The sequence below is a fragment of the Pseudomonas sp. 9Ag genome, from assembly GCF_902506445.1.
Classification (GTDB): domain Bacteria; phylum Pseudomonadota; class Gammaproteobacteria; order Pseudomonadales; family Pseudomonadaceae; genus Stutzerimonas; species Stutzerimonas stutzeri_AB.
In genome coordinates, this window is record NZ_LR733836.1 from 2,294,629 (window position 1) to 2,316,452 (window position 21,824).

The 21,824-nt window shown below is 63.2% G+C and carries 23 protein-coding genes and 1 pseudogene; 20 read left to right on the forward strand and 4 right to left on the reverse strand.

Annotated elements, in window-relative coordinates; genetic code table 11:
- The first annotated feature begins 96 nt into the window (after nucleotides 1-96).
- Together ALTERO38_RS10200 and pdeM are read left to right on the forward strand one after the other, a co-directional pair.
- Nucleotides 97-2,715, forward strand: coding sequence for a ligase-associated DNA damage response DEXH box helicase (locus ALTERO38_RS10200; protein ID WP_159968313.1), 2,619 nt, complete (start codon nucleotides 97-99; stop codon nucleotides 2,713-2,715).
- 254 nt (nucleotides 2,716-2,969) lie between these two features.
- The gene (gene pdeM / locus ALTERO38_RS10205) at nucleotides 2,970-3,626 is read left to right on the forward strand and encodes a ligase-associated DNA damage response endonuclease PdeM (RefSeq protein ID WP_159968314.1); all 657 of its coding nucleotides are present in this window, start codon (nucleotides 2,970-2,972) and stop codon (nucleotides 3,624-3,626) included.
- A gap of 4 nt (nucleotides 3,627-3,630) precedes the next feature.
- Here the strand turns inward: pdeM and ALTERO38_RS10210 are convergent, their stop codons facing one another.
- Nucleotides 3,631-3,864 (reverse strand): hypothetical protein, encoded by a 234-nt coding sequence (locus tag ALTERO38_RS10210; protein ID WP_102836010.1) that lies wholly within the window; start codon nucleotides 3,862-3,864, stop codon nucleotides 3,631-3,633.
- A 184-nt stretch (nucleotides 3,865-4,048) separates the two neighbouring features.
- On the opposite strand from ALTERO38_RS10210, the gene ALTERO38_RS10215 reads away from it, so the two are divergent.
- Complete coding sequence (locus tag ALTERO38_RS10215) at nucleotides 4,049-5,380, forward strand: erythromycin esterase family protein (protein ID WP_159968315.1); 1,332 nt, start codon at nucleotides 4,049-4,051, stop codon at nucleotides 5,378-5,380.
- 3 nt (nucleotides 5,381-5,383) lie between these two features.
- The gene (locus ALTERO38_RS10220) at nucleotides 5,384-6,061 is read left to right on the forward strand and encodes a phosphoribosyltransferase (RefSeq protein WP_102836008.1); all 678 of its coding nucleotides are present in this window, start codon (nucleotides 5,384-5,386) and stop codon (nucleotides 6,059-6,061) included.
- Nucleotides 6,062-6,067: 6 nt separating this feature from the next.
- Here ALTERO38_RS10220 and ALTERO38_RS10225 read toward each other — a convergent pair whose 3' ends face one another.
- The 3 genes from ALTERO38_RS10225 to mazG all read right to left on the reverse strand — a co-directional run bounded on the left by ALTERO38_RS10225 (nucleotide 6,068) and on the right by mazG (nucleotide 8,011).
- On the reverse strand, nucleotides 6,068-6,223 hold the full coding sequence (locus ALTERO38_RS10225) for a hypothetical protein (RefSeq protein WP_167369788.1): 156 nt from the start codon (nucleotides 6,221-6,223) through the stop codon (nucleotides 6,068-6,070).
- A 309-nt stretch (nucleotides 6,224-6,532) separates the two neighbouring features.
- Entirely contained in the window at nucleotides 6,533-7,072 is a 540-nt protein-coding gene (locus tag ALTERO38_RS10230) for a DUF2058 domain-containing protein (RefSeq protein ID WP_102836007.1), read from the reverse strand.
- A 108-nt stretch (nucleotides 7,073-7,180) separates the two neighbouring features.
- The gene (mazG, locus tag ALTERO38_RS10235; RefSeq protein ID WP_159968316.1) at nucleotides 7,181-8,011 is read right to left on the reverse strand and encodes a nucleoside triphosphate pyrophosphohydrolase; all 831 of its coding nucleotides are present in this window, start codon (nucleotides 8,009-8,011) and stop codon (nucleotides 7,181-7,183) included.
- A gap of 451 nt (nucleotides 8,012-8,462) precedes the next feature.
- Here mazG and ALTERO38_RS10240 point away from each other — a divergent pair, with 451 nt between their 5' ends.
- The 16 genes and pseudogenes from ALTERO38_RS10240 to ALTERO38_RS10310 all read left to right on the forward strand — a co-directional run bounded on the left by ALTERO38_RS10240 (nucleotide 8,463) and on the right by ALTERO38_RS10310 (nucleotide 21,823).
- The gene (locus tag ALTERO38_RS10240) at nucleotides 8,463-8,717 is read left to right on the forward strand and encodes a hypothetical protein (protein WP_256663874.1); all 255 of its coding nucleotides are present in this window, start codon (nucleotides 8,463-8,465) and stop codon (nucleotides 8,715-8,717) included.
- 74 nt (nucleotides 8,718-8,791) lie between these two features.
- Nucleotides 8,792-9,256, forward strand: coding sequence for an antitoxin Xre/MbcA/ParS toxin-binding domain-containing protein (locus tag ALTERO38_RS10245; protein ID WP_159968317.1), 465 nt, complete (start codon nucleotides 8,792-8,794; stop codon nucleotides 9,254-9,256).
- Entirely contained in the window at nucleotides 9,256-9,723 is a 468-nt protein-coding gene (locus ALTERO38_RS10250; protein ID WP_159968318.1) for an RES family NAD+ phosphorylase, read from the forward strand. The genes ALTERO38_RS10245 and ALTERO38_RS10250 overlap by 1 nt, the downstream gene beginning before the upstream one ends.
- Nucleotides 9,724-9,762: 39 nt before the next feature.
- Nucleotides 9,763-9,858 (forward strand): annotated as a pseudogene (locus ALTERO38_RS21525) (RES domain-containing protein); the annotation flags it as partial.
- 415 nt (nucleotides 9,859-10,273) lie between these two features.
- Nucleotides 10,274-12,229 carry a conjugal transfer protein TraG gene (locus tag ALTERO38_RS10255; RefSeq protein ID WP_372239412.1) on the forward strand — a complete coding sequence of 652 codons (1,956 nt, stop codon included), beginning with the start codon at nucleotides 10,274-10,276 and terminating at the stop codon, nucleotides 12,227-12,229.
- Nucleotides 12,226-12,678: a ribbon-helix-helix protein, CopG family gene (locus ALTERO38_RS10260; protein ID WP_159968320.1), complete on the forward strand. Its 453-nt coding sequence runs from the start codon at nucleotides 12,226-12,228 to the stop codon at nucleotides 12,676-12,678. Before ALTERO38_RS10255 ends, ALTERO38_RS10260 begins: the two co-directional genes overlap by 4 nt.
- Nucleotides 12,675-13,688 carry a P-type conjugative transfer ATPase TrbB gene (gene trbB / locus ALTERO38_RS10265; protein WP_256663875.1) on the forward strand — a complete coding sequence of 338 codons (1,014 nt, stop codon included), beginning with the start codon at nucleotides 12,675-12,677 and terminating at the stop codon, nucleotides 13,686-13,688. The genes ALTERO38_RS10260 and trbB overlap by 4 nt, the downstream gene beginning before the upstream one ends.
- Nucleotides 13,685-14,023, forward strand: coding sequence for a TrbC/VirB2 family protein (locus tag ALTERO38_RS10270; RefSeq protein WP_159968321.1), 339 nt, complete (start codon nucleotides 13,685-13,687; stop codon nucleotides 14,021-14,023). The genes trbB and ALTERO38_RS10270 overlap by 4 nt, the downstream gene beginning before the upstream one ends.
- Nucleotides 14,020-14,292, forward strand: a complete 273-nt coding sequence (locus tag ALTERO38_RS10275; RefSeq protein ID WP_159968322.1) for a VirB3 family type IV secretion system protein — start codon at nucleotides 14,020-14,022, stop codon at nucleotides 14,290-14,292. The genes ALTERO38_RS10270 and ALTERO38_RS10275 overlap by 4 nt, the downstream gene beginning before the upstream one ends.
- Nucleotides 14,293-14,302: 10 nt before the next feature.
- Nucleotides 14,303-16,726, forward strand: coding sequence for a conjugal transfer protein TrbE (trbE, locus tag ALTERO38_RS10280; RefSeq protein WP_159968323.1), 2,424 nt, complete (start codon nucleotides 14,303-14,305; stop codon nucleotides 16,724-16,726).
- 17 nt (nucleotides 16,727-16,743) lie between these two features.
- A complete protein-coding gene (trbJ, locus tag ALTERO38_RS10285; RefSeq protein ID WP_256663877.1) occupies nucleotides 16,744-17,457 on the forward strand; it encodes a P-type conjugative transfer protein TrbJ in 714 nt (237 codons plus the stop codon).
- Nucleotides 17,454-17,666, forward strand: coding sequence for a hypothetical protein (locus ALTERO38_RS10290; RefSeq protein ID WP_159968325.1), 213 nt, complete (start codon nucleotides 17,454-17,456; stop codon nucleotides 17,664-17,666). Before trbJ ends, ALTERO38_RS10290 begins: the two co-directional genes overlap by 4 nt.
- Nucleotides 17,663-18,832, forward strand: coding sequence for a P-type conjugative transfer protein TrbL (trbL, locus tag ALTERO38_RS10295; protein WP_159968326.1), 1,170 nt, complete (start codon nucleotides 17,663-17,665; stop codon nucleotides 18,830-18,832). The genes ALTERO38_RS10290 and trbL overlap by 4 nt, the downstream gene beginning before the upstream one ends.
- 11 nt (nucleotides 18,833-18,843) lie before the next feature.
- Complete coding sequence (gene trbF, locus ALTERO38_RS10300) at nucleotides 18,844-19,536, forward strand: conjugal transfer protein TrbF (RefSeq protein WP_159968327.1); 693 nt, start codon at nucleotides 18,844-18,846, stop codon at nucleotides 19,534-19,536.
- An 11-nt stretch (nucleotides 19,537-19,547) separates the two neighbouring features.
- Entirely contained in the window at nucleotides 19,548-20,540 is a 993-nt protein-coding gene (trbG, locus tag ALTERO38_RS10305) for a P-type conjugative transfer protein TrbG (protein WP_159968328.1), read from the forward strand.
- Nucleotides 20,534-21,823 (forward strand): TrbI/VirB10 family protein, encoded by a 1,290-nt coding sequence (locus tag ALTERO38_RS10310; RefSeq protein WP_159968329.1) that lies wholly within the window; start codon nucleotides 20,534-20,536, stop codon nucleotides 21,821-21,823. Before trbG ends, ALTERO38_RS10310 begins: the two co-directional genes overlap by 7 nt.
- Nucleotide 21,824 lies beyond the last annotated feature (1 nt).

The following is a 21,824-nucleotide window of genomic DNA, read 5'->3' on the forward strand; positions in this document are numbered from 1 at the left end:
GATCCACACCGTTACAGGGCCACAGGATCGCGAGCAAGCTTGCTCCCACAAAAAGCCGAAGCTAGGCCTTCGCATGGATCGAGCGGAGGACGAGGCATGAGTGCGCGGCCCGCCTCGCTTGCCGATCACTGGTTCGCCACTCGCGATTGGCAGCCGTTCCCTTTTCAACAACAGGTTTGGCAAGCGATCGATGAGGGTGAGTCCGGCCTGCTCCATGCCACCACCGGCTCCGGCAAAACCTACGCCGTCTGGCTTGGAGCGCTCAATCGTTTCGCTGCAACAGGCGCAGATACCTCCGCCGAGAAACCGCAGGCGCGCGCTAGTTCGTCGGACAAACCCGCCCCGCTCACTGTCCTCTGGATCACCCCCATGCGTGCCCTGGCCGCCGACACGGCCCGCGCCCTGCAAGCGCCCCTGGATGAGTTAGGTATCAACTGGAGCATCGGTCTGCGCACCGGCGATACCAGCAGCGCCGAGCGGGCGCGCCAGGGTCGGAGATTGCCCAGCGCGCTGGTCACCACGCCGGAAAGCCTCACCTTACTACTGACCCGTGCCGACGCCCGTCAGGCCTTTTCCGGTCTGCGCATGCTGGTGGTGGATGAGTGGCACGAACTGCTCGGCAATAAGCGTGGCGTCCAGCTGCAACTGGCGCTTGCTCGTCTGCGTCAGTGGATGCCGGAGCTGATCATCTGGGGCCTGTCGGCGACACTGGGCAACCAGCCACACGCGCTGGAAGTGCTGCTGTATCCGGGCGACGGCAAGCTTGTGCAGGGCAAGGTCGACAAGGATCTGCGCGTCGACACGTTGCTACCGCCGAGCATCGAGCGCTTTCCCTGGGCCGGTCATCTCGGGCTGCGCATGCTGCCGCAGGTGGTCGAGCAGATCGATTCGGCTGCCACTACGCTGGTGTTCACCAACACCCGTTCACAATCCGAGATCTGGTATCAGGCGCTTCTCGAGGCGCGCCCAGACTGGGCCGGACTGATCGCCCTGCATCACGGCTCACTGGCGCGCGAGGTGCGCGACTGGGTCGAGCTGGGCCTCAAGCAAGGCGCGCTGAAGGCGGTCGTCTGTACCTCGAGTCTCGATCTCGGGGTCGACTTCCTGCCTGTCGAGCGGGTGCTGCAGATCGGCTCGCCGAAGGGCGTGGCGCGCCTGATGCAGCGCGCCGGTCGCTCCGGTCACGCACCCGGCCGGACGTCGCGGGTCACGCTGGTGCCAACCCACAGCGTAGAAGTCGTGGAAGCCGCAGCCGCCCAAGTCGCCATTGCCGAACGCCGCATTGAAGCCCGGAGCGCCCCGCACCGCCCTCTCGATGTGCTGGTCCAACACCTCGTCAGCATGGCCCTCGGCGGGGGATTCCGGCCCGACGAATTATTCGCCGAAGTACGCCAAGCCTGGTCCTATCGCGAACTTACAGAAGACCACTGGCAATGGGCGCTGGCCTTCGTGCGTCATGGCGGGCATTCGTTGACGGCCTACCCGGACTATCAGCGCGTCGAGCCGGACGAGACCGGACTTTGGAAAGTCCCCAGCCGCCGCGTCGCGCTTCGCCATCGCATGAGCATCGGCACAATCGTCAGCGACGCCAGCCTGACGGTGAAGTTCTGGGCCAAGGGTGGCAGCGGCCGGTCACTGGGCACCATCGAGGAAGGTTTCATTGCCCGACTGCGCCCGGGCGACAACTTCCTCTTCGGCGGCCGTCTGCTGGAGCTGGTGCGAGTCGAGAACATGACCGCCTACGTCAGCCGCGCCACCGGCAAGAAAGCCGCTGTTCCGCGCTGGAACGGCGGGCGCATGCCGCTCTCCAGCGAACTGGCCGATGCCGTGGTCGAGCAGCTCGGCGCCGCCTCGCGCGGCCAGTTCGACAGTGCCGAGATGCGCCTGGTAGAACCCCTGCTGCGCGTGCAGCTGGACTGGTCGGCGCTGCCCACCGAAACCACGCTATTGGCCGAGGTGATGAAGTCCCGCGAGGGCTGGCACCTGTTTCTCTATCCCTTCGCCGGTCGACACGTTCATCTCGGGCTGGCCAGCCTGCTCGCCTGGCGGATGGCCCAGCGCCAGCCGCTGACCTTTTCCATCGCCGTGAACGACTACGGCTTCGAACTGCTCTCGGCAACCGAGGTGGACTGGCCGCAGTGGCTGACGCCCGCGCTGTTCAGCCAGGACGAATTGCTGCACGACGTGCTCGCCAGCCTCAACGCTGGTGAGCTGGCGCGCCGGCGCTTTCGCGAAATCGCGCGCATCGCGGGACTGGTGTTTTCCGGCTATCCCGGCGCGCAGAAAAGCGCGCGCCAGCTGCAGGCCTCCAGTGGGTTGTTCTTCGACGTCTTCCGCCAGTACGACCCGGCCAACCTGCTGCTGACCCAGGCCGAGGAAGAGGTGCTGCGCCAGGAACTGGAGGTCGAGCGGCTGGAGCAGACCCTGAACCGCTTGCAGCAGCGCGAGCTGGACGTTCACGTTGTGAAACGCACCACGCCCCTCGCCTTCCCCTTGATGGTTGAACGTTTCCGCGAAAGCCTGACCTCGGAAAAGCTCGCCGACCGCATTCGCCGGATGGTCGCCGAACTGGACAAGGCGGCTGGCCCTGGCGGCTATCAGACGGAAGCAGGCGCCAGCATTGCCGTTGAGCGGGAGACCAGCGCGAAGCGCAAACCGCGCGCGACCAAGGACGGCACGCCGAGGGTGAAAAAAGCAAAGTCATCCCGCTTGTGAACCCTGCCACCTCCCGTTCAACAGCCTCTTGTCTGCATCAACCCGCCGACCTGCAGGTTCGACACAACTGAGGTGCGCTGCTGGGACAGAGCCTGAGCTTCGCGAGCAAGCTCGCTCCTACTGAAGAGCTCTCAACTGACAATAGGGTCTTCGCAGCGTTACCGGATGAGATGGCAGTACCTGCAACCACGCGAACGCACTCGAGATTCAGCGCCTCAGTGGGATCGACCCCGCACGCGCGATAGACTCCGCGCATGACCTCGCACCTCTCCATCGAACTCGAACAGACCGAACTCTGGTTGCTGGCCGACAAGGCCATCTACTGGCCGCAACAGCAGGCGTTGCTGATTGCCGATATTCACATCGGCAAAGCCGCCGCCTACCGACGTCTGGGCCAGCCGGTGCCCCACGGCACCACCCAGGCCAACCTGCAACGACTCGACGCGCTGCTGGCGCGTTACCGCTGCAAAAAACTGATCTTTCTGGGCGACTTCCTCCATGCACCGGAATCGCAAACGCCTGCCACGCTGAGCCAGCTGCAGGCATGGCGCGCGACGCATCCCGGCCTGGCGATCACTTTGATTCGCGGCAACCACGACCGCCGCGCTGGCGACCCACCGGCGAGCCTGGAGATGACTGTCGTCCCCGAACCCCTGCTGCTCGGTCCCTTTGCCCTGCAGCACGAGCCGGAGCCGCACGCCACTCACCATGTCCTCGCCGGTCATCTTCACCCTGCATTCCGTCTGCACGGGCGCGGCCGGCAGTCGTTGCGCCTGCCTTGCTTCTGCATCGGCGCACGCATCAGCCTGCTGCCGGCGTTCGGCAGCTTCACCGGAATGATGGAGGTGGGCGCCGACCCGGGCCGGCGCCTGTTCGTGGCTGGGGATGATGGAGTGTGGCAGGTGGCCTGAGCAATCAGGCCTGGGATATACCGGTTACGGTGATGCCGAAGCGCTGAGCCAGGCGGGTGGCGGGTGTCTGTTCGACGTCCGGGTCCACCTCGTAGGCATCCTCCTCACCGGCATAATCCTGCTCGGCCTTTCGGGTTACCAGCTCAACTGCCTCATCTATATCCGGCTGGCGATCGGATTCGGTCCGCAAAATGGAGGTATTGCCGTCTTTGCTGTAAGCGATGATCCAGGTCGTCATAGGTGCCCCTCGTGTCTTAGCGCCTTCAGCGGAAACTCGCTCGCCGAGATTGGCGTCGCTTTGTTTAGAGACTAGTCCCTCGCATTCAGTTCTGCCGCTTGTGCTTGTTGAATCAGCCGCCGGACGGTCTGAACGGGGCTATACACCGTAGGTCATCCTAAAAAGGCGAACAGGAGACGAGGCCATGAATCAATCGCGCCCACGACCTAAAGAAACGACCGAGGAGCAGCTGGTCGAGCTGTTGCACCGCAGCGCAACCGTATTGCCCGGCATTGATGACCCAGCGTTTGCCGATGCCTTCGACCAGTTTGCTGATGCGCGGGTGGTGTTGATCGGGGAAGCCAGCCACGGCACTTCGGAGTTCTACCGGGCCCGAGCAGCCATCACCCGCCGTTTGATCGAGCGCCACGGCTTTACCATCGTCGCGGCCGAAGCCGACTGGCCGGATGCGGCGAAGATCGACCGCTACGTTCGCCAGCAGCAGCCTCCGGCCTGGGTCGAGGAAGGCTTCAAGCGCTTTCCGACCTGGATGTGGCGCAACCAGGAAGTCGCCGACTTCGCCCGTTGGCTGCGCAACCACAACGACGCCCAGCCTGCCGAGCGTCGAGTCGAGTTTCGCGGGCTGGACGTCTACAGCCTGGGCGCTTCGATCCAGGAGGTGCTCGGCTATCTCGACCGGGTCGATCCGGACGCTGCCGCGACCGCGCGGCGTCGATATGGCTGCCTCAGTCCATGGCACGACGAACCGGCGGTCTACGGCCACAACGTGATGCGCGGCCAACCGTCCTGCGAGGCCGCAGTAGTCGAACAGTTGCGCGCCTTGCTCGACCAGCGGCTCGAGTACATGAAAAAAGACGGCTGCAGCTTCTTCAATGCCGAGCAGAATGCGCGCGTCGTGCTCGCTGCGGAGCAGTACTACCGCGCCATGTACCAAGGCTCTGCTGAGTCCTGGAACCTGCGCGACCGGCACATGTTCGACACGCTGCAGGCCCTGCTGAAGCATCGGGGCAATGACGCCAAGGCGGTGGTCTGGGCGCACAATTCGCACATCGGCAATGCCGCTTCGACCTCCATGGGCTGGGGCGGCGAATTCAATATCGGCGAACTCTGCCGAACCGCATTCGGGCGCGATGCGGTGCTGCTGGGCATGGGCACCGATCGCGGCCTGGTGGCCGCCGCCGACAACTGGGACGAACCCATGCAGATCCAACAGGTTCGCCCGTCGCGCCCGGACAGCTGGGAGCAATTGTTTCTGCGCGCTGGGTTGGCTGCCTCGCTGACCAGCTGGCGCGATGACACACCGCTGCGCGAGGCGCTGGCGCGTCCCCGTCTGGAGCGCGCAATCGGCGTGATCTACCGTCCGGCCACTGAACGTCAGAGTCATTATTTTCAGGCCATACTTTCAGAACAGTTCGACGCACTGCTCTGGTTCGAACAGACCAACGCGGTCCAGCCGATCGGCCCGCAGCAGATCGACGACCAGAGTGTTCCGGATACCTACCCATTCGGAGAGTGAGCCATGCGCGCCTACATGCCCGAATCCCAACTGTTTCGCGATCGCACCCATGCCGGCCAGGAGCTGGCCGAAGCCCTGCATCACCTGGCAGAAGCGCAACCGCTGGTGCTTGCCCTGCCGCGCGGCGGGGTTCCGGTGGCCTTCGAAGTGGCGCAGCGTCTCGGCGCACCACTGGATCTGGTGCTGGTACGCAAGATTGGCGCGCCCGGCAACGAGGAACTGGCGCTGGGCGCGGTGATCGACGGGGCCGAACCGAAGTGGGTGATCAATCAGGAATTGTTCAACCAGATTGCGCCGCCTCCGAACTGGTTCGAAGAGGAGATGCAGCGCCAACTAACCGAACTGGAACGACGTCGCCATCGCTATTGTGGTGAACGTCCCGCCCCGGTGATCGCTGATCGTTGCGTCATCGTCATCGACGATGGCATCGCTACCGGCGCTACGGTTCGGGCGGCGCTGAAGGGATTGAAGCAGTCGAAACCCAGCCGCGTGGTACTGGCTGTGCCGGTGGGTCCACGGGATGTAATCGAGATGCTCAGAGCGGACGTGGACGAGCTGATCTGCCTGGCAATGCCCGAGCCGTTCATTGGCGTCGGCTGCCATTACCGCAACTTCGAGCAGACCAGCGACGAGCAGGTCGTCGACCTACTCGCACGGGCGTCTGGCCAGCCCGGGTTGTAGCGGCTGTCAGGCTACCGGATCTGGCGGCGGCTGATCCGGAATCGTCGGTTCGCCGGGCTCACTGGGCAAATCCGGCACGCCAGGCTCTTCGGGGTCGCCTGGCACCCCCTGGGCTTGCCAGCTGAGCGTATCGATCTCGTCCGAATAACGTGTGGTTTCCATTTGACTCCTCCTGCTGTAACCGAAAGCCCGGTTGGGCTATAGCAGTAGAGGCTGCCAGACGGGCATAAATCCGTCCTTCCGTCGGAGGGGCTCGGGAACACCTCTAACTGCTACATCCGCAAGCGCAGTCGCCAAAAGCGCTAGCTCGTGGCGATCACGTATTCGCCAGCAAGCTGGCTCCTACAGAGGCGGCTATGCAGTGGTCGTGGTGCGCAGAACGCACCAACCACGGATAGTGCCTCTCACGGCAGCGCACAGGTCGCCCGCCTCTACATTACGCCTTAGGCCACACCGAGGATTGATGGGCTCTTACCACATCAGATCATCAGGAATCTGGTAGGCGGCGTAGGGATCATCGGCGTCCGGCGCTTCGGTCTGGACGTTGAGCTGCACGATGCGGCGCGGGTCACGCTCCTGGATCTTCAGTGCCGCCTCCCGCGGGATCACTTCGTAACCACCGCCATGGCGGACAATGGCCAGCGAACCGCTGGAGAGCTTGTCGCGCATCAGCTTGTTCACTGACAGCCGCTTGACCTTCTTGTCATCGACGAAGTTGTAGTAATCCTCGGTGGTCAGCTTGGGCAGCCGGCTGCCTTCGATCAGCTGTTTGACTTGCGCCGTGCGGGCTTTCTGCTCGGCTTTTTCCTGCTGCTGACGGTTCAGCTCCTGGTCGCGGGCCAGCTTTTCGGCATGAGCCTTCAGCGCCGCATCACGCTGCGAGGTGTCCTGTTCGGCCTGGCCTTTCTTCACCAGACGCTGCTGTTTCTGCTGTTGCTTGCCGGCCTGTTTGGCCTGCTTTTCATTGACCAGCCCGGCTTTGAGCAGCTGATCGCGAAGGGAAAGACTCATGTGTCGGGTCGTCTCGTCGTGAGTTCAAATTAGACGTAAGGGTGGATCAACCGTAATTCACCAAGCGGCTTCGTGGCACAGACAACTTCCACGATCAGGCTCCGGCTATCAACCGCAGGTCGGTATCTTTTCGGCTTTTTTGGCCTCGCCCCATAGCGCGTCGAGCGTCTCCAGGTCGCAATCTTCGATGGGCCGACCGCTTTCCCGCAAGGCTTGTTCGATAAAGCGGAAGCGGCGCTCGAATTTTTGGTTGGCTGCACGCAAGGCGTTTTCCGGATCGACCTTCAGGTGCCGCGCCAGATTCACCGTGACGAACAACAGATCGCCGAGCTCCTCCGCAATGGCATCGGGGTCGTTTTCGCTCATGGCTTCGAGCACTTCGTCGAGCTCCTCACGCACCTTGTCCACCACGGGCAGAGCATCCGGCCAGTCGAAACCAACCTGAGCGGTTCGCTTCTGCAACTTGGCCGCACGGCTCAGTGCGGGCAGTGCGCTGGGCACATCGTCGAGCAGTGACAATTGCTCCGGCGCAGCGGCCTTCTCGGCGCGCTCCTCGGCCTTGATTTCCTCCCAACGCACCTTGATGGCTGCCTCATCGAGGCGCGGTAGCTCGGGCGAGCCGTACAGATCGCCGTCGGGAAACACATGCGGATGCCGGCGCAACAGCTTGCGAGTGATGCCATCGACCACCGCATCGAATTCGAAACGCCCTTCTTCTTTCGCCAGCTGGCTGTAATAGACCACCTGAAACAGCAGGTCACCCAGCTCACCGGGCAGATGTTCGAAGTCGCCGCTCTCGATGGCATCCGCCACCTCGTAAGCCTCTTCCAGGGTATGCGGCACGATGCTGGCGTAGTCCTGCTGCAGATCCCACGGGCAACCGTGCTGCGGATCACGCAGCCGCGCCATCAGGTGCAGCAGGTCGTTGAGTTGGTACATGACATTCCTCGGTGAAAGCCTGAGATTGAAGCTGAGCCCATTGTAGGGTGGATGACGCTCCACCCATCCACCGCAGCGTCGTCATGGTGGATGTAAAAAGCGACATCCACCCTTGTATCTCGACTACCACGCTATGTTGGGGTGATAGTTCCCGACTGATCATCGGGGGAAGGCCAGGAAGCCGTATCCACCCTTAGGCTTTGAGCCTGCGACGTAGATAGCGCTGCGGCCTTCCATACTCACTCTTACAGCTCGAACGGTATCCAGAGCCCGCCTCCGGCGAGAGCTCGCTTCATACGATCGCTCCTAGAATGCTGCGCACCAAACGATGCGCAGTGCCAAATAGGATACTAAGCATCCCTAGTCTGCAGTGCCAAACCAACCGTCAAACTGTGCCAAACTCGGCGCGCGCTTACACATTGCTGAGCGCGTTCCCACACTCGACCTGATGATGGCGCTTGTAGCCGCCGGCTACGGCCTGGGCTTTTCAAGCCTGGCGCGAATTACCGAACTCAACAATCCGGATGTCGTAACGCGTCCAATGGCTGGCGATACGATGCTGACCACCTTCGTCGCCCGACGCGATATAGAACCGTCGGATGAACTGGCTCGCTTCATCCACCGCATTCAACAGCTCGATGCTGACGTGGGCGCACCTGCAGCCGTTGACTTGGCGAACATTCAATCGCTGGAGATCCGATCATAACAAGGTCAACGGAAACCTCCCGCAAACAGTGCTATCATTTGACGTATACCGTTACGTCATTTGATGGTTTAGATATGAGTACTGTAGCGAAACGACCCGTCAAGCGTTCCTCCAGCGGCACTGCGCAGCCCAGCTTCTGGAGCATGGCGCTTGAGCTAACAACGATCACCGAGCATGAGCGTCTTGCGAGGATCCGCCTGGGTTTCGAGCCCTATTGGCTGGTGGCAACCAAGTCGGCCTTTGGCCTGACCGTCCCTATGATCGCAGTGATTGCGAACGTGTCGGCCTCGACGGTCGAACGCAGGCTGAAGAGCGACGAGGCCTTGGACCCGGTAGCATCGGAACGGATCGACCGCCTGGCTCAGGTTGCGGTCCTGTCCAAGGAGGTTTTCGAGAACGAGGACATCGCGAGCCAGTGGTTGGCAACTCCGAACGACTCGCTCGGAGGGCAAACGCCTCTATCGCTGTGCGAGACGGAGCTTGGCGCACGCCAGGTGCGTCGGGTTTTGCATGCAATCGAATGGGGCGGCGCGGTCTGATGCGAGCCTGGCGTATTTCGAAAGCCAAGCGCGCCGCGGATCTGTCGGGTGTCGGAGCAGCACTTGAGGGGGGCCGCTGGAATGATGCCGAAGTTGCCGCGGTATATCTCGGCCTGTCGCCTGCTATCTGTTGTCTCGAAACCTTCGTTCATCAGACCCAGCGTCCAGTGATTCCGATGAAGATCACCGAACTGGAACTGCCTGATGATCCTGATCTTTACCATGAGCCCGATGCGAAAAGCCTACCGGTGGGTTGGGCTGCGCTGCCTGCCGATCGGCCGAGCATGTCTTTCGGCACAGCCTGGCTGAAACAAGTCTCCCATCTGGGATTGATCGTGCCTTCAGCTGTGATGCCCCTGGAACGAAACATCGTGCTCAACCCCAGGCACCCCGCAATGGCGCAAGTAAGGATCACCCGAATACTGGACTTCATCTATGACGAACGCCTCTTCGCGCTGCGACCGTAAAGGGAGTGTCATTGAGGGACGACGTGTCGCTATTGCTGAGCACTCATGATGCCGAGACCTGTAACTTCCATCATCCAGACTACCCACTTCGAGATGGTCTCGAATGGTCGCATTTTAAGCGTCGGTACACTTAGTGCGGAGCGCTATCGGCCCTCTCCGCCCTTGTCGGAGCCATACGCGGTCCGGCCACTCGCGCACCGATACGTGCGGAAGCAACAATTACGGCAAGCGATATTTCTGACAAGCGACGTGCGCAGTTGCGGACTCCATCATGAGCCGTGCAACGGTCTTTCCTGTCGATTTCTTCCCCCCCGTTTGCTTCCTAACAGCGATTGGTCCTAGCAGCCCGCCCTACCCCCGACCAAGCTGGAGCTGGCCCAGGCTGGTCCAGCCCCGCCTCTTTTCGTGGCAGACATAATCACCACCGAAACGGTCTTTGATGTCTTGCTGCTGATTACCGACTCTCCTGCTCGCGGCACATTGGCGTGCCGCGCTGACGAGGGTTGGTGCCGCGGTGAAACACGCAACGAACGTGCTGTACGGACAGGTGATGGTGGTGGCGACCATCGTAGTCGGGGGTATCTGGTCAGCAACCCAGTGGACCGCCCGTGCGCTCGATTATCAGCCACGACTGGGTGATTACTGGTTCGAAGTGTCGGGTACGCCGGTCTATTACCCCTGGCGCCTGTTCGAATGGTGGTTCGTCTATGGTGCCTACGCACCGGAGATCTTCGATAGCGCCGGCTTGATCGCAGTCGCTGGCAGCGCGCTGGCCGTGCTGGTGGCGATCGGGATGGCGCTGTGGCGTGCAAGACAGTCCCTACGCGTCACCACCTATGGCTCAGCTCGCTGGGCTGATGCCCGGGAGGTGACCAAAGCCGGTCTCACCGCAGCTGCCGGCGTTTTCCTCGGCCGGTTCGAGAGCGGCTATTTGCGCCACGAAGGTCCCGAGCACGTGTTGGCGTTTGCCCCGACCCGTTCCGGTAAGGGCGTCGGCCTGGTGGTGCCCACCCTCCTCTCATGGCCAGCTTCGGCAGTCATCCACGACATCAAGGGCGAGAACTGGGGCCTCACTGCCGGATGGCGTTCGCGGTTCTCGCATTGCCTGCTGTTCAACCCGACCGATCCGGCTTCGGCGGCCTACAACCCTCTGCTTGAGGTGCGTCGTGGTGTTCATGAGGTCAGGGATGTGCAGAACATCGCCGACATCCTGGTCGACCCCGAGGGCGCGCTTGAACGCCGCAACCACTGGGAAAAGACCAGCCATGCCCTGTTGGTCGGTGCCATCTTGCATGTGCTCTACGCCGGCAACGACAAGACGCTAGGCGGCGTCGCCAACTTCCTGTCCGACCCAAACCGTACGTTCGAGCTGGCCCTGCACAGAATGATGGCTACCCAGCACCTCGGCGAGAAGCCCCACCCCGTGGTGGCCTCGGCGGCAAGGGAAGTGCTCAACAAGAGCGAGAACGAGCGCTCGGGTGTGCTCTCCACTGCCATGTCGTTCCTGGGCCTGTATCGCGATCCTACCGTTGCACAGGTGACATCACGCTGCGACTGGCGTATCGCCGACCTCATTTCAGCGCCATATCCGGTATCGCTGTACCTCGTCGTGCCGCCTTCGGATATCAGCCGTACCAAGCCACTGATTCGCCTGATCCTGAACCAGGTAGGCCGACGCCTGACCGAGTCGCTGGACGGTGCGGACGGTATCGAGCGCAGGCACAAGCTGCTGCTGATGCTCGACGAATTCCCGGCGCTGGGACGATTGGACTTCTTCGAATCAGCGCTGGCCTTCATGGCCGGTTATGGTCTGCGCGCCTTCCTCATTTCGCAGTCGCTCAACCAGATCGATAAGGCCTACGGCCAGAATCACTCGATCCTGGACAACTGCCATGTGCGCGTGACCTTCGCCACGAACGACGAGCGCACCGCCAAACGCATCTCCGAGACGCTGGGAACGGCTACCGAGCTGCGCGCCCAGCGCAACTATGCCGGTCACCGCCTGGCGCCGTGGCTGGGACATCTGATGGTGTCGCGCCAGGAAACGGCCCGCGCTTTGCTGACGCCTGGCGAGGTCATGCAGCTCCCGGCCGACCAGGCCGTTGTGATGCTGTCAGGTCACCCGCCGATCCGGGCAGACAAGCTTCGCTATTACGAGGACGCAAACTTCACGCAGCGGTTGCTTCCGGCCCCATCACTTGCCCCGGGTCGATACCAGGACGCTCCGCCGTCCCGCCCCGATGACTGGAGCAACCTCAGGGTACCTGTCGCCCACGCCTGCCCATCGCAGGAAAATCGGACGGAACAGGTTGCGGCGGATGTCGGCCCCGCCCTTCAGCCCAAGTGGCAAACCTCGCCTGAGCACCAGGTCAGCCCGCCTGCCGCCAGCGACCTTGCCCTGCTGGATGACGACGAAGATTCCCCATTGCCCATTTCTCAGGGGCCAGGTCAGGCCAAGACTGCCCGCCTGGCCTCGCTTGATAACGACGACGGTATCGCCCTATGAGCCGAGCACGCCTGAACCTGTTCATCGAACCCGAGCATGCCAAGCGGCTGAACGAGCTGGCCATCAAGAAAGGCGTATCCAAGTCATCAATCGTCGCGGCTGCACTGGCCGCCTGGCTGTCACCCGCCTCGGGCGACCAGCGTGAGACGGCCATGGCCAAGCGCCTGGACCGACTGTCGCGTCAGTTCGAGCGGCTGGAGCGGGACCAGAACATCCTTATCGAAACCGTGGCGCTGTACGTGCGCTACTACCTCACGGTCAGCACGCCCGTTCCCGAGGCCCACCAGGAAGCGGCCAGGGCGCAGGGACGGCTTCGCTTCTCGCAATTCATCGAACAGCTGGGCCGTCGGGTGCAAAAGGGCCGCCACCTGCTCGACGAGGTGCGATTGGATGCATCCCCTGACACGTCTCCGCCTGCTCCCGTCACCGACAGGGAAGAGTCCCTATGACGACGCCTCCCTCCACTTCGCGAGGCATTGTGCTCGACCGTCGGGTATTGATGCTGCGCACGGCCATGGGTCCCCTGATCGCCGCGGCACTGGGCGATCCGGACGTGCTGGAGATCATGCTCAATCCTGACGGGCAACTGTGGATCGACAGGCTTTCAAGCGGCCGGGCCGTCCTTGGAACCATGGCGCCCGCCGACGGCGAGCGCATCGTTCGCCTGGTGGCTGCGCATGTTGGCAGCGAAGCGCATCGGGCTTGCCCCCTGCTGAGCGCCGAACTCCCTGAAACAGGCGAACGCTTCGAAGGTGTGCTGCCGCCAGTGTCGACCGCACCGGCCTTTGCGCTGCGAAAGCGCGCCAGACGGGTGATCAGCCTTGAGCAGTACGAGCGCGACGGCATCCTTTCGCCGGCACAGTCCCAGACCCTGCGAAGCGCGGTACACGACCGGTTGAACATCCTCGTTGCCGGCGGCACCAGCAGCGGCAAGACGACGCTTGCCAATGCACTGCTCGCCGAAGTCGCGGAGACCGGCGACCGGGTGCTGGTGCTCGAGGACACGGTTGAATTGCAGTGCGCCGCCCGGGATCAGGTCGCTCTGCGCACCCAGGCGGGTGCCGTGACCCTGGCCGATCTTGTGCGCAGCACCCTGCGCCTGCGTCCCGACCGCATCGTCGTCGGCGAGGTCCGCGGGGCAGAGGCATTGGACCTGATCAAGGCCTGGGGCACCGGCCACCCAGGCGGTATCGCCACCATACACGCCGGCTCCTGTCTGGGCGCACTGCTGCGCCTGGAGCAACTGGTCCTTGAGGTGGCACGAGTCGCGCCGCGCTCGCTGATCACCGAGGCGGTGAACCTCATCGTGTTCCTCGACGGTCGAGGCCAAGAACGGCGCGTACGGGAGATCACTCTCGTCACCGGCCATGACAGCCAGGGTTACCGGCTGCAAACAGTCGACAACCGCACCACCTTAGCAACTCCCGAACCCCAAAGCCCCCAAGGACCCCAATCATGACCCGACACCCCACCCTCCGCTCGTGCCGAATCTCCTCGCTACAGGGCGTGACTCTCGTTCTGCTGTGGGCCTTTACGCTTCGAGCCGTCGCTGCCGGGTCGGGTATGCCATGGGAAGGCCCGCTGCAGTCGATCCTCGACTCCGTGCAGGGCCCGGTCGCAAAAATCGTTGCGGTGATCATCATCATTAGCACGGGCCTCGCGCTGGCCTTTGGCGACACCAGCGGCGGCTTTCGCAAGCTCATCCAGATCGTGTTCGGCCTGTCGATCGCCTTTGCCGCGTCCTCCTTCTTCCTCAGCTTCTTCAGCTTCGCAGGCGGGGCGGTGATCGCATGACCCCGGCGGAGCAACACCTGCCGGGATTCGAACTGCCCCTGCACTGCTCGCTGAGCGAACCCATGCTGCTGGGCGGCGCGCCGCGCAGCGTGGCCATTCTCAACGGAACTGCTGCGGCCGTGGTCGGCCTGGGCCTGCAACTGTGGTTGCCAGGCCTCGCGCTGTGGCTGGGCGGGCACGCACTGGCCGTCTGGGGCGCGCGCCTTGATCCGCAGTTCATGCAGGTCTTCGCCCGCCACATCAAGTACCCCACGCTACTGGACGTGTAGGAGCCGATCGATGCTGAACCTGCGCGAATACCGCGACCGCCCTGCCCGGCTCGCCGACTGGCTGCCCTGGGCAGGCCTGGTGGCTCCCGGCGTCGTGCTCAATAAGGATGGCGCGTTCCAGCGCACCCTTAGCTACCGCGGCCCCGACCTGGAGAGCGCCACCGAAGCCGAGCTGATGGCCACGACAGCGCGCATCAACAACGCGCTGCGCCGTTTGGGTTCGGGCTGGATGCTTCACATCGAGGCCGACCGCCAGGTGGCCGCGCAATATCCGGCAAGCCTGTTTCCCGAACCGCTGTCCTGGCTCGTTGATGAAGAGCGCCGAGCCGCCTTCGCATTCCCCGATAGCCATTTCGAAAGTTGTCATTACCTGACGTTAACCTACCTGCCGCGGGAAGACGCGCACGCCCGCGCAGCCGGCTTGCTGTATGCAGACAAACCTGCGCACGGCGTGGACTGGCATCAGCAGCTCTCTGATTTCATTGCCGAAACCGATCGTTTCCATGACCTGTTCGCCGGCGCGATGCCCGAGGCCGACTGGCTCGATGACACCCAAACACTGAGCTACCTGCACAGTTCGGTTTCGACCGGGCGGCAGGTTGTAGCGGTTCCCGAGGTTCCCTTTTACCTCGACGCGCTGTTGGCCGACCGGGCCCTGACGACCGGCCTCGCGCCCATGCTCGGCGATCACCAGCTACGGGTGATATCGGTTCGCGGCTTTCCGACATCCACCTGGCCGGGCGTGCTCGATGATCTCAATCGGCTGGGGATCGCCTATCGGTGGTCAACCCGTTTCATCTGCATGGACAAGGATGAAGCGCTGGCCGAACTGACCCGGCTGCGCCGTCAGTGGTTCGCCAAGCGCAAGGGCGTGATGTGCCTGCTGCGCGAAACGATCTTCCAGCAGGAGAGCCCGCTGATCGACAGCGACGCGGCTAACAAGGCCACCGATGCCGACGCGGCCCTGCAGGAACTGGGTGCCGATCAGGCCGCCTTCGGCTACCTGACCATCACCGTCGTCTTGCTCGATGACGATGCGCGGCGAGCCGACGAGAAGCGGCGGCTGGTTGAGCAAACAATCCAGGCGCGCGGTCTGGTCACGATTGCGGAACAGTTAAATGCGGTGGAGGCATGGCTGTCATCGATTCCTGGCAATGCCTATGCGAACGTGCGACAGCCGATTCTCTCCACCCTCAACCTCGTCCATCTGATGCCCGTTTCGGCGGTCTGGGCCGGCCCCGTCCGCAACGCCCATCTCGATGGCCCTCCCCTGATGGTCACCCGCACGGGGGGCGCCACGCCCTTTCGGCTGGTCACCCATGTCGGTGATGTGGGCCACACCCTGGTGGCGGGGCCCACCGGCATGGGCAAATCCGTGCTGCTGGCCACATTGGCCATGCAGTTTCGCCGCTACACCGGATCCCGCCTGCTGATCTTTGACACGGGCCGGTCGTTGCGTGCAACCACGCTTGGGCTGGCCGGCGAACATTACGACCTTGGCAGAGACGGCGACATCGCCTTTCAGCCACTGGCGCATATCGATCACGAACGGCATCGCATCTGGGCGAGCGAGTGGATACAGGCACGCCTTCACCACGAGGGCCTCGAGCTTGCGCCCGAGCAGCGGAGCGCGATCTGGACGGCGCTGCAGAGCCTGGCCGGCGCGCCGGCCGCGCAGCGCACCATGACCGGTTTTGTGGTGCTGCTGCAGGACGCGCACCTACGTGAGGCATTGCAGCCCTACGTACTGGGCGGTGCCCATGGGCGGCTGCTGGATGCCGATCAGGAGCGCCTGGGCTCAGCGGATGTGCAGTGCTTCGAGATGGAGGAACTGATGCACAGCAGGACCGCCGTGGCCGCCGTGCTCGGCTATCTGTTCCACCGCTTCGAGGAGCGTTTCGACGGTTCGCCGACACTGCTCATCCTCGACGAGGCGTGGCTGTTTCTCGACGAGCCGCTGTTCGCAGCGCGCATACGCCAGTGGCTCAAGACCCTGCGCAAGAAAAACGTCTCAGTCATCTTCTCGACCCAGTCGCTGGCCGATATCCAGAACTCCAGCATCGCCGCGGCGGTCATCGAGAGCTGCCCCTGCCGAATCCTGCTTCCGAACCCACAGGCACAGGAGCCGCAGGTTCACGACCTTTACCAGTCATTCGGCCTCAACGCCCGGCAGATCGAGATCCTTGCCCAGGCGGCGCCCAAGCGCGAGTACTACTACCAGTCCCGCCAGGGAAACCGGCTGTTCGAACTGGATCTTGGCCCCGTCGCACTGGCCTTTGCCGCAGCCGCAGGCCCAGCCGATCAGCGCCGAGTCGACCGATTGCTCAACGACCATGCAAGCGCCGGATTTGCCAGCGCCTGGCTTCAGGACCGGGAGCTGGGTTGGGCCGCCGAGCTGCTTGCGAGCCATTCACTGCAGGCCAGCCAGCCATGAGCCGAGCCCGCACATTCATGACATCCTCACTGTTCGCGCTTGGCCTGACGCTGCTCGGCCGCGTCGAGGCGATGACAGTGATCGACCCGACCAATCTGATCCAGAACACCCTGACGGCACTGCGCACGCTGGAGATGACCAATAACCAGCTCAGCCAGCTGCAGAACGAGACGCGGATGCTACTGAACCAGGCTCAACACCTGGCTTCACTCGACTTCAACGTCGTCGACCGGCTGAGGCTGTCTATCGCGCGCAGCGAGCAACTGCTCGCCCAAGCCCAGGGACTCGCCTATGAGGTGACGCGCCTCGACCAGGAGTTCGCTCGTCTGTATCCGGAGCAGTACGTCCAGACCATCACCGCAACGCAGCTGGCGCAACAGCGGCTCGAGCGCTGGAACCAGCAGCGCCAAGGGCTGCACACCGCGCTTCGCGTGCAGGGCCAAGTGGCGCAAAACCTGGACGTGGACCAGACGATACTCACCGACCTGGTTGCCCAGAGCCAGTCGGCCGTGGGCTCGCTGCAAGCCAGCCAGGCCACCAACCAGCTTCTGGCGCTACAGGCCAAGCAGGCGATCCAGGCCCAACAAATGGCACTCACTCAGAATCGCGCAATGGCCCTTGACCAAGCCCGCCAGGTTGCCGACGAGCAGGAGGCACGGGAACAGCGGCGACGCTTCATGGGCGGGGGAACGCCCTATACGCCCCGTCCGGTCAGGATGTTCGGGCCATGAAACGCCTGCGGCTTAAGGGAATCGTCGTGGCCATGATCGCGCTGCTGGGCGCCTGCGACCGGCGCGTGACTGAACCGAAACCCGCAGCGCATCCCCACCTGGCGTCCCCCCAGCAGCGGTTTTTCGAAGGACAGGCGCTGCCGGGCGAATTCCTCACGCTAGAAGACCTGCCTGCGATACCGGCAAGCTTCGAGGAGCCGCAGCAATGAACGACGTCGGCGTGATCGATCGCTTCCTGGAGGTGTTCTCGCTGTACATCGATTCAGGCTTCGGGCTGCTGGGCACCGAGATCGCCTTTCTCTCAGCCACGCTCGTGGTCATCGACATGACCCTGGCGGGTCTGCTCTGGGCAACCGCCGGCGACGACGTCATCGGCAAGCTGCTACGGAAGACGCTCTATGTCGGTGCTTTTGCCTTCATCATCGGCAACTTCAATTGGTTGGCCGAAATCATCTTCAACTCCTTTGCCGGACTTGGCCTGCTGGCTTCTGGATCAGCGCTTACACACGAGCAGTTCCTCCAGCCGGGGCGGCTCGCAGCCATCGGCATCGAGGCCGGACGCCCTTTGCTTGATCATATTGGCAGCCTGACCGGCCTCACCAAGACGGTGAGCAACCTGGACAGCATCGTCGTGCTGTTCCTGGCCTGGCTGGTGGTGCTGGTGAGCTTCTTCATCCTGTCAATCCAGCTCTTCGTCACCCTCATCGAATTCAAGCTCACCACCCTGGCCGGCTTCGTTCTGGTGCCTTTTGCGCTCTGGAACAGAACCGCTTTTCTTGCCGAAAAGGTGCTCGGCAACGTGGTGTCCTCCGGCATAAAGATCCTGGTGCTCGCTGTCATCGTGGGCATCGGCAGCGGCCTGTTCGGAGAATTTCTCGCCGCACCGGAAGAACCTTCGATCGACCACGCGCTGGCCACGATGCTGGCGGCGCTGGCGATGCTCGGGCTGGGCATTTTCGGCCCCGGTATCGCCTCAGGACTAGTCTCGGGCTCGCCTCAACTGGGCGCCGGCGCCGCGGCCGGAACGGCGCTGGGTGCGGCCGGCATGGCAGCCGGTGCAGCCGCCATGGCCACGGGGGTCGGTGGAGCTGCCATGGCCGGGGCGCGCTTGGCGTCGCGGGGTACCGCCCTGGCCTCCACGACGCTGGCTAGTGGCGCATCGAGCACGGCGGCTACCGTGGGCATGGCCGCTGGGAACGCTACCCAAATGCCCGCCTCGGCAATGACCGCTTCCACCCAGCCGGCCTGGGCCAGGCAACTGCAACGCCGACAGCGACTCACCCAGGCGGCTTCGACGGTCGCCCATACGCTTCGCGGCGGTGACGCCAGCGGTTCCTCGCCCGGGCCACGGCTCAACGATCCATCCGACGCTTAAAGGAGATAGGCATGCGTTTCAGACGCGCCAGGGTTCGCTATTCGGAAACACCGGCCCCTGCCACACCCTACCAGGCTGCCGGCCAGCTCTGGGATGAACGACTGGGGTCCTGCCGCGTCCAGGCCAGAAACTGGCGCCTAATGGCGTTCGGTTGCCTGGGCCTGTCACTGATGATGACGGCGGGACTGGTCTGGCGCTCGGCGCAGTCGATGGTTACGCCCTACGTGGTAGAGGTCGACAGCCAGGGGCAGGTTCGCGCCGTGGGCGAAGCCGCCAGCCCCTATCATCCCGGTGATGCGCAGATTGCCCACCATCTGGCGCGCTTCATCGGCCTGGTGCGTGCCTTGCCCATCGATCCGGTGGTGGTGCGGCAGAACTGGCTACAGGCCTACCAGTTCACGACCGACCGGGGCGCCGCCACGCTCAATGAGTACGCCCGCCGCAACGATCCCTTCACCAGGGTTGGCAAGGAGTCGGTGACGGTCGAGGTCACCAGCGTGGTACGCGCCAGCGACCGCTCGTTCCAGGTTCGATGGGATGAGCGTCGCTACGTCAACGGCGCGCCGTCTGGCGTCGAGCGCTGGACGGCCGTGCTCTCGATCGTTCTTCAAGCACCCCGTACCGAAGAGAAGCTTCGGAGCAATCCGCTCGGCATCTACATCGACGGCCTGTCCTGGAGCCGAGAACTGAACACCACGCAATGAGCCAAGCCGCCATGAACAATGCAACCCGCCTCTACCTATACCCACTCCTACTCGCCATGCTGGCTGGCTGTACCAACCGAAGTGCACCGGCTCCGGTCGTTACGCTGGACGAACCCGTTCGGGCTAGAGAGCTGCCGAACCCGCCCGAGCCCTTCAAGGTTGTCACGATCCCACAACCGCTGGCGCTGCCGGCACAACTTAAGCCACTGCCAACTTCCAATCCGGCGCACAAGCCTGTCAATGCAAGAGAGAGCGTTACACAAGCGAACCGTGATGCCCGTGTTGCACCGACTCGTGACGGCTACGTCAACGCCATCCAGGTCTGGCCTTACTCGGACGGCGCTCTGTATCAGGTCTACACCAGCCCGGGTCGAATAACGGCAATCAACCTGCAGCCGGGCGAGGAACTGGTCACGGTTGCTGCCGGGGATACGGTGCGCTGGATCGTCGGCGACACCACCAGTGGCAGTGACGACGCCGCGAGAGTCAGCGTGCTCATCAAGCCGACCCGCACCGGACTGGAGACGAACCTGCTCGTAACGACCACACGGCGAAGCTATCTCGTCGAGCTGACCTCGACTGAAAAAACCTGGATGGCGTCGGTGTCCTGGGATTACCCGGACGACCGCATGCGCTCGCTAACGCGTCGAGCCGCTGCGGCGCGTTCTGCTTCGCCGGTCGACGTTGGCCTGTCGCTCGCGCAGCTGCGCTTCCGGTATGTGGTCGGCGGTAGCAACCCGCCGTGGAGGCCACTGCGAGCGTTCGACGACGGGCGCAAGGTGTACATCCAGTTTCCCCAAGGCATCGCACAGGGAGAGTTGCCTCCGCTCTTCGTGATCGGCCCGCAAGGAGACGGCCAATTGGTGAACTACCGGTTTCGCTCGCCCTACTACATTGTGGATCGGTTGTTTGGTGCAGCCGAGCTGCGGCTCGGCGCGGATAAGGGTGATGTAGTCAGGATCGAGCGCACCGATGGGCTGGCACGGAAGGCACCGGCATGGTGAGCAATGACGACTCCCCACAGAGCGATGCCCAAGCCGTGCTGCCGAAGGTGGCTCCGGAGACACTGGAGCTGCGCGCCAGACCACCACGCGTCACCCGTCTGAACTCACGGACACTAGCCGCGATCGTCGGCGGACTCGCCGCTGTCGTGCTGGGGGCTCTCGTGTGGTCGTTGCAGCCCCAGCATCGAGCTAAGATCGCGGCGAAGGATGAACTCTTTAATGTCGAGCGTATTCCCCGCTCCGAAGGACTGCAAAGGCTGCCGGCCGATTACACCCAGCTTGAACCAACGCCTTCGCCAGTGCCACAGCTGGGACCTCCGCTTCCAGGCGACGTCGGCGCGGCCATAGTCAAGGTGCAGGACCAGGCCCTTGTCTCCGGTGATGGAACTGAAGCTGACAACCACACTGAGGAGATGCGCCTGGCAATGCTCAGGGAAGCCGAAGACGCGGTTCGTTCACCCATTTTCTTTGGAGTCGGGAAATCGAATGCCCCGGGTGGCCGGCGTTCGGGCCTCGCCGATAAAGACTTGGATCGCGGCGTGCATCCGGCGACAACCAAAGCCGGCGCTACATTAGCGAGCCGGCCGGGTCTGAACGAGCCGCTTACCAGTAATTCTTCCGATGTGCAGAAGCGGAATTCTGGATTTGTGCAACTGCCCGCGTCACCCTACCAACTGATGGCAGGCACTATTATCGCGGCCGCGTTGGTGACCGGAATCAAGTCGGACCTGCCGGGCGAGGTAATCGCCACCGTGACCGAGCCGGTGTATGACAGCGCAACGGGCGATCACCTCTTGATACCACAAGGCTCGCGCCTGCTGGGTCGCTACAACAGCCAGGTCAACTACGGGCAGCGGCGCGTGCAGGTGGTTTGGCAACGCGTGATATTCCCGGACACATCCTCCATTCAACTGGATAACCTGGTTGGTACCGATGCCGCCGGGTATTCAGGCTTGGAAGATGGCGTCGACTGGCATTGGGACCGCATCGTCGCAGGCGCCGCCATGAGTAGCATGCTGGGCATCGGCGCCGAACTGGCGGCCCCTTCGAACGGTATCGATAGTGGCCGGATCATCATTGCCGGACGCGATGGACTTCAGGACACGGTAAATCAGGTTGGTCAGGAGATGACGCGGCGCAACCTGGACATCAAGCCAACACTCACGCAACGTCCCGGCCTGCCGCTTCGCGTGATCATCAATCGCGATCTGGTGTTGCATCCGTTTCTGCCGACATTTCGTGAACCGGCGGACCCGCCCCTAACTGAGGGAGCCGTCAAGTAGC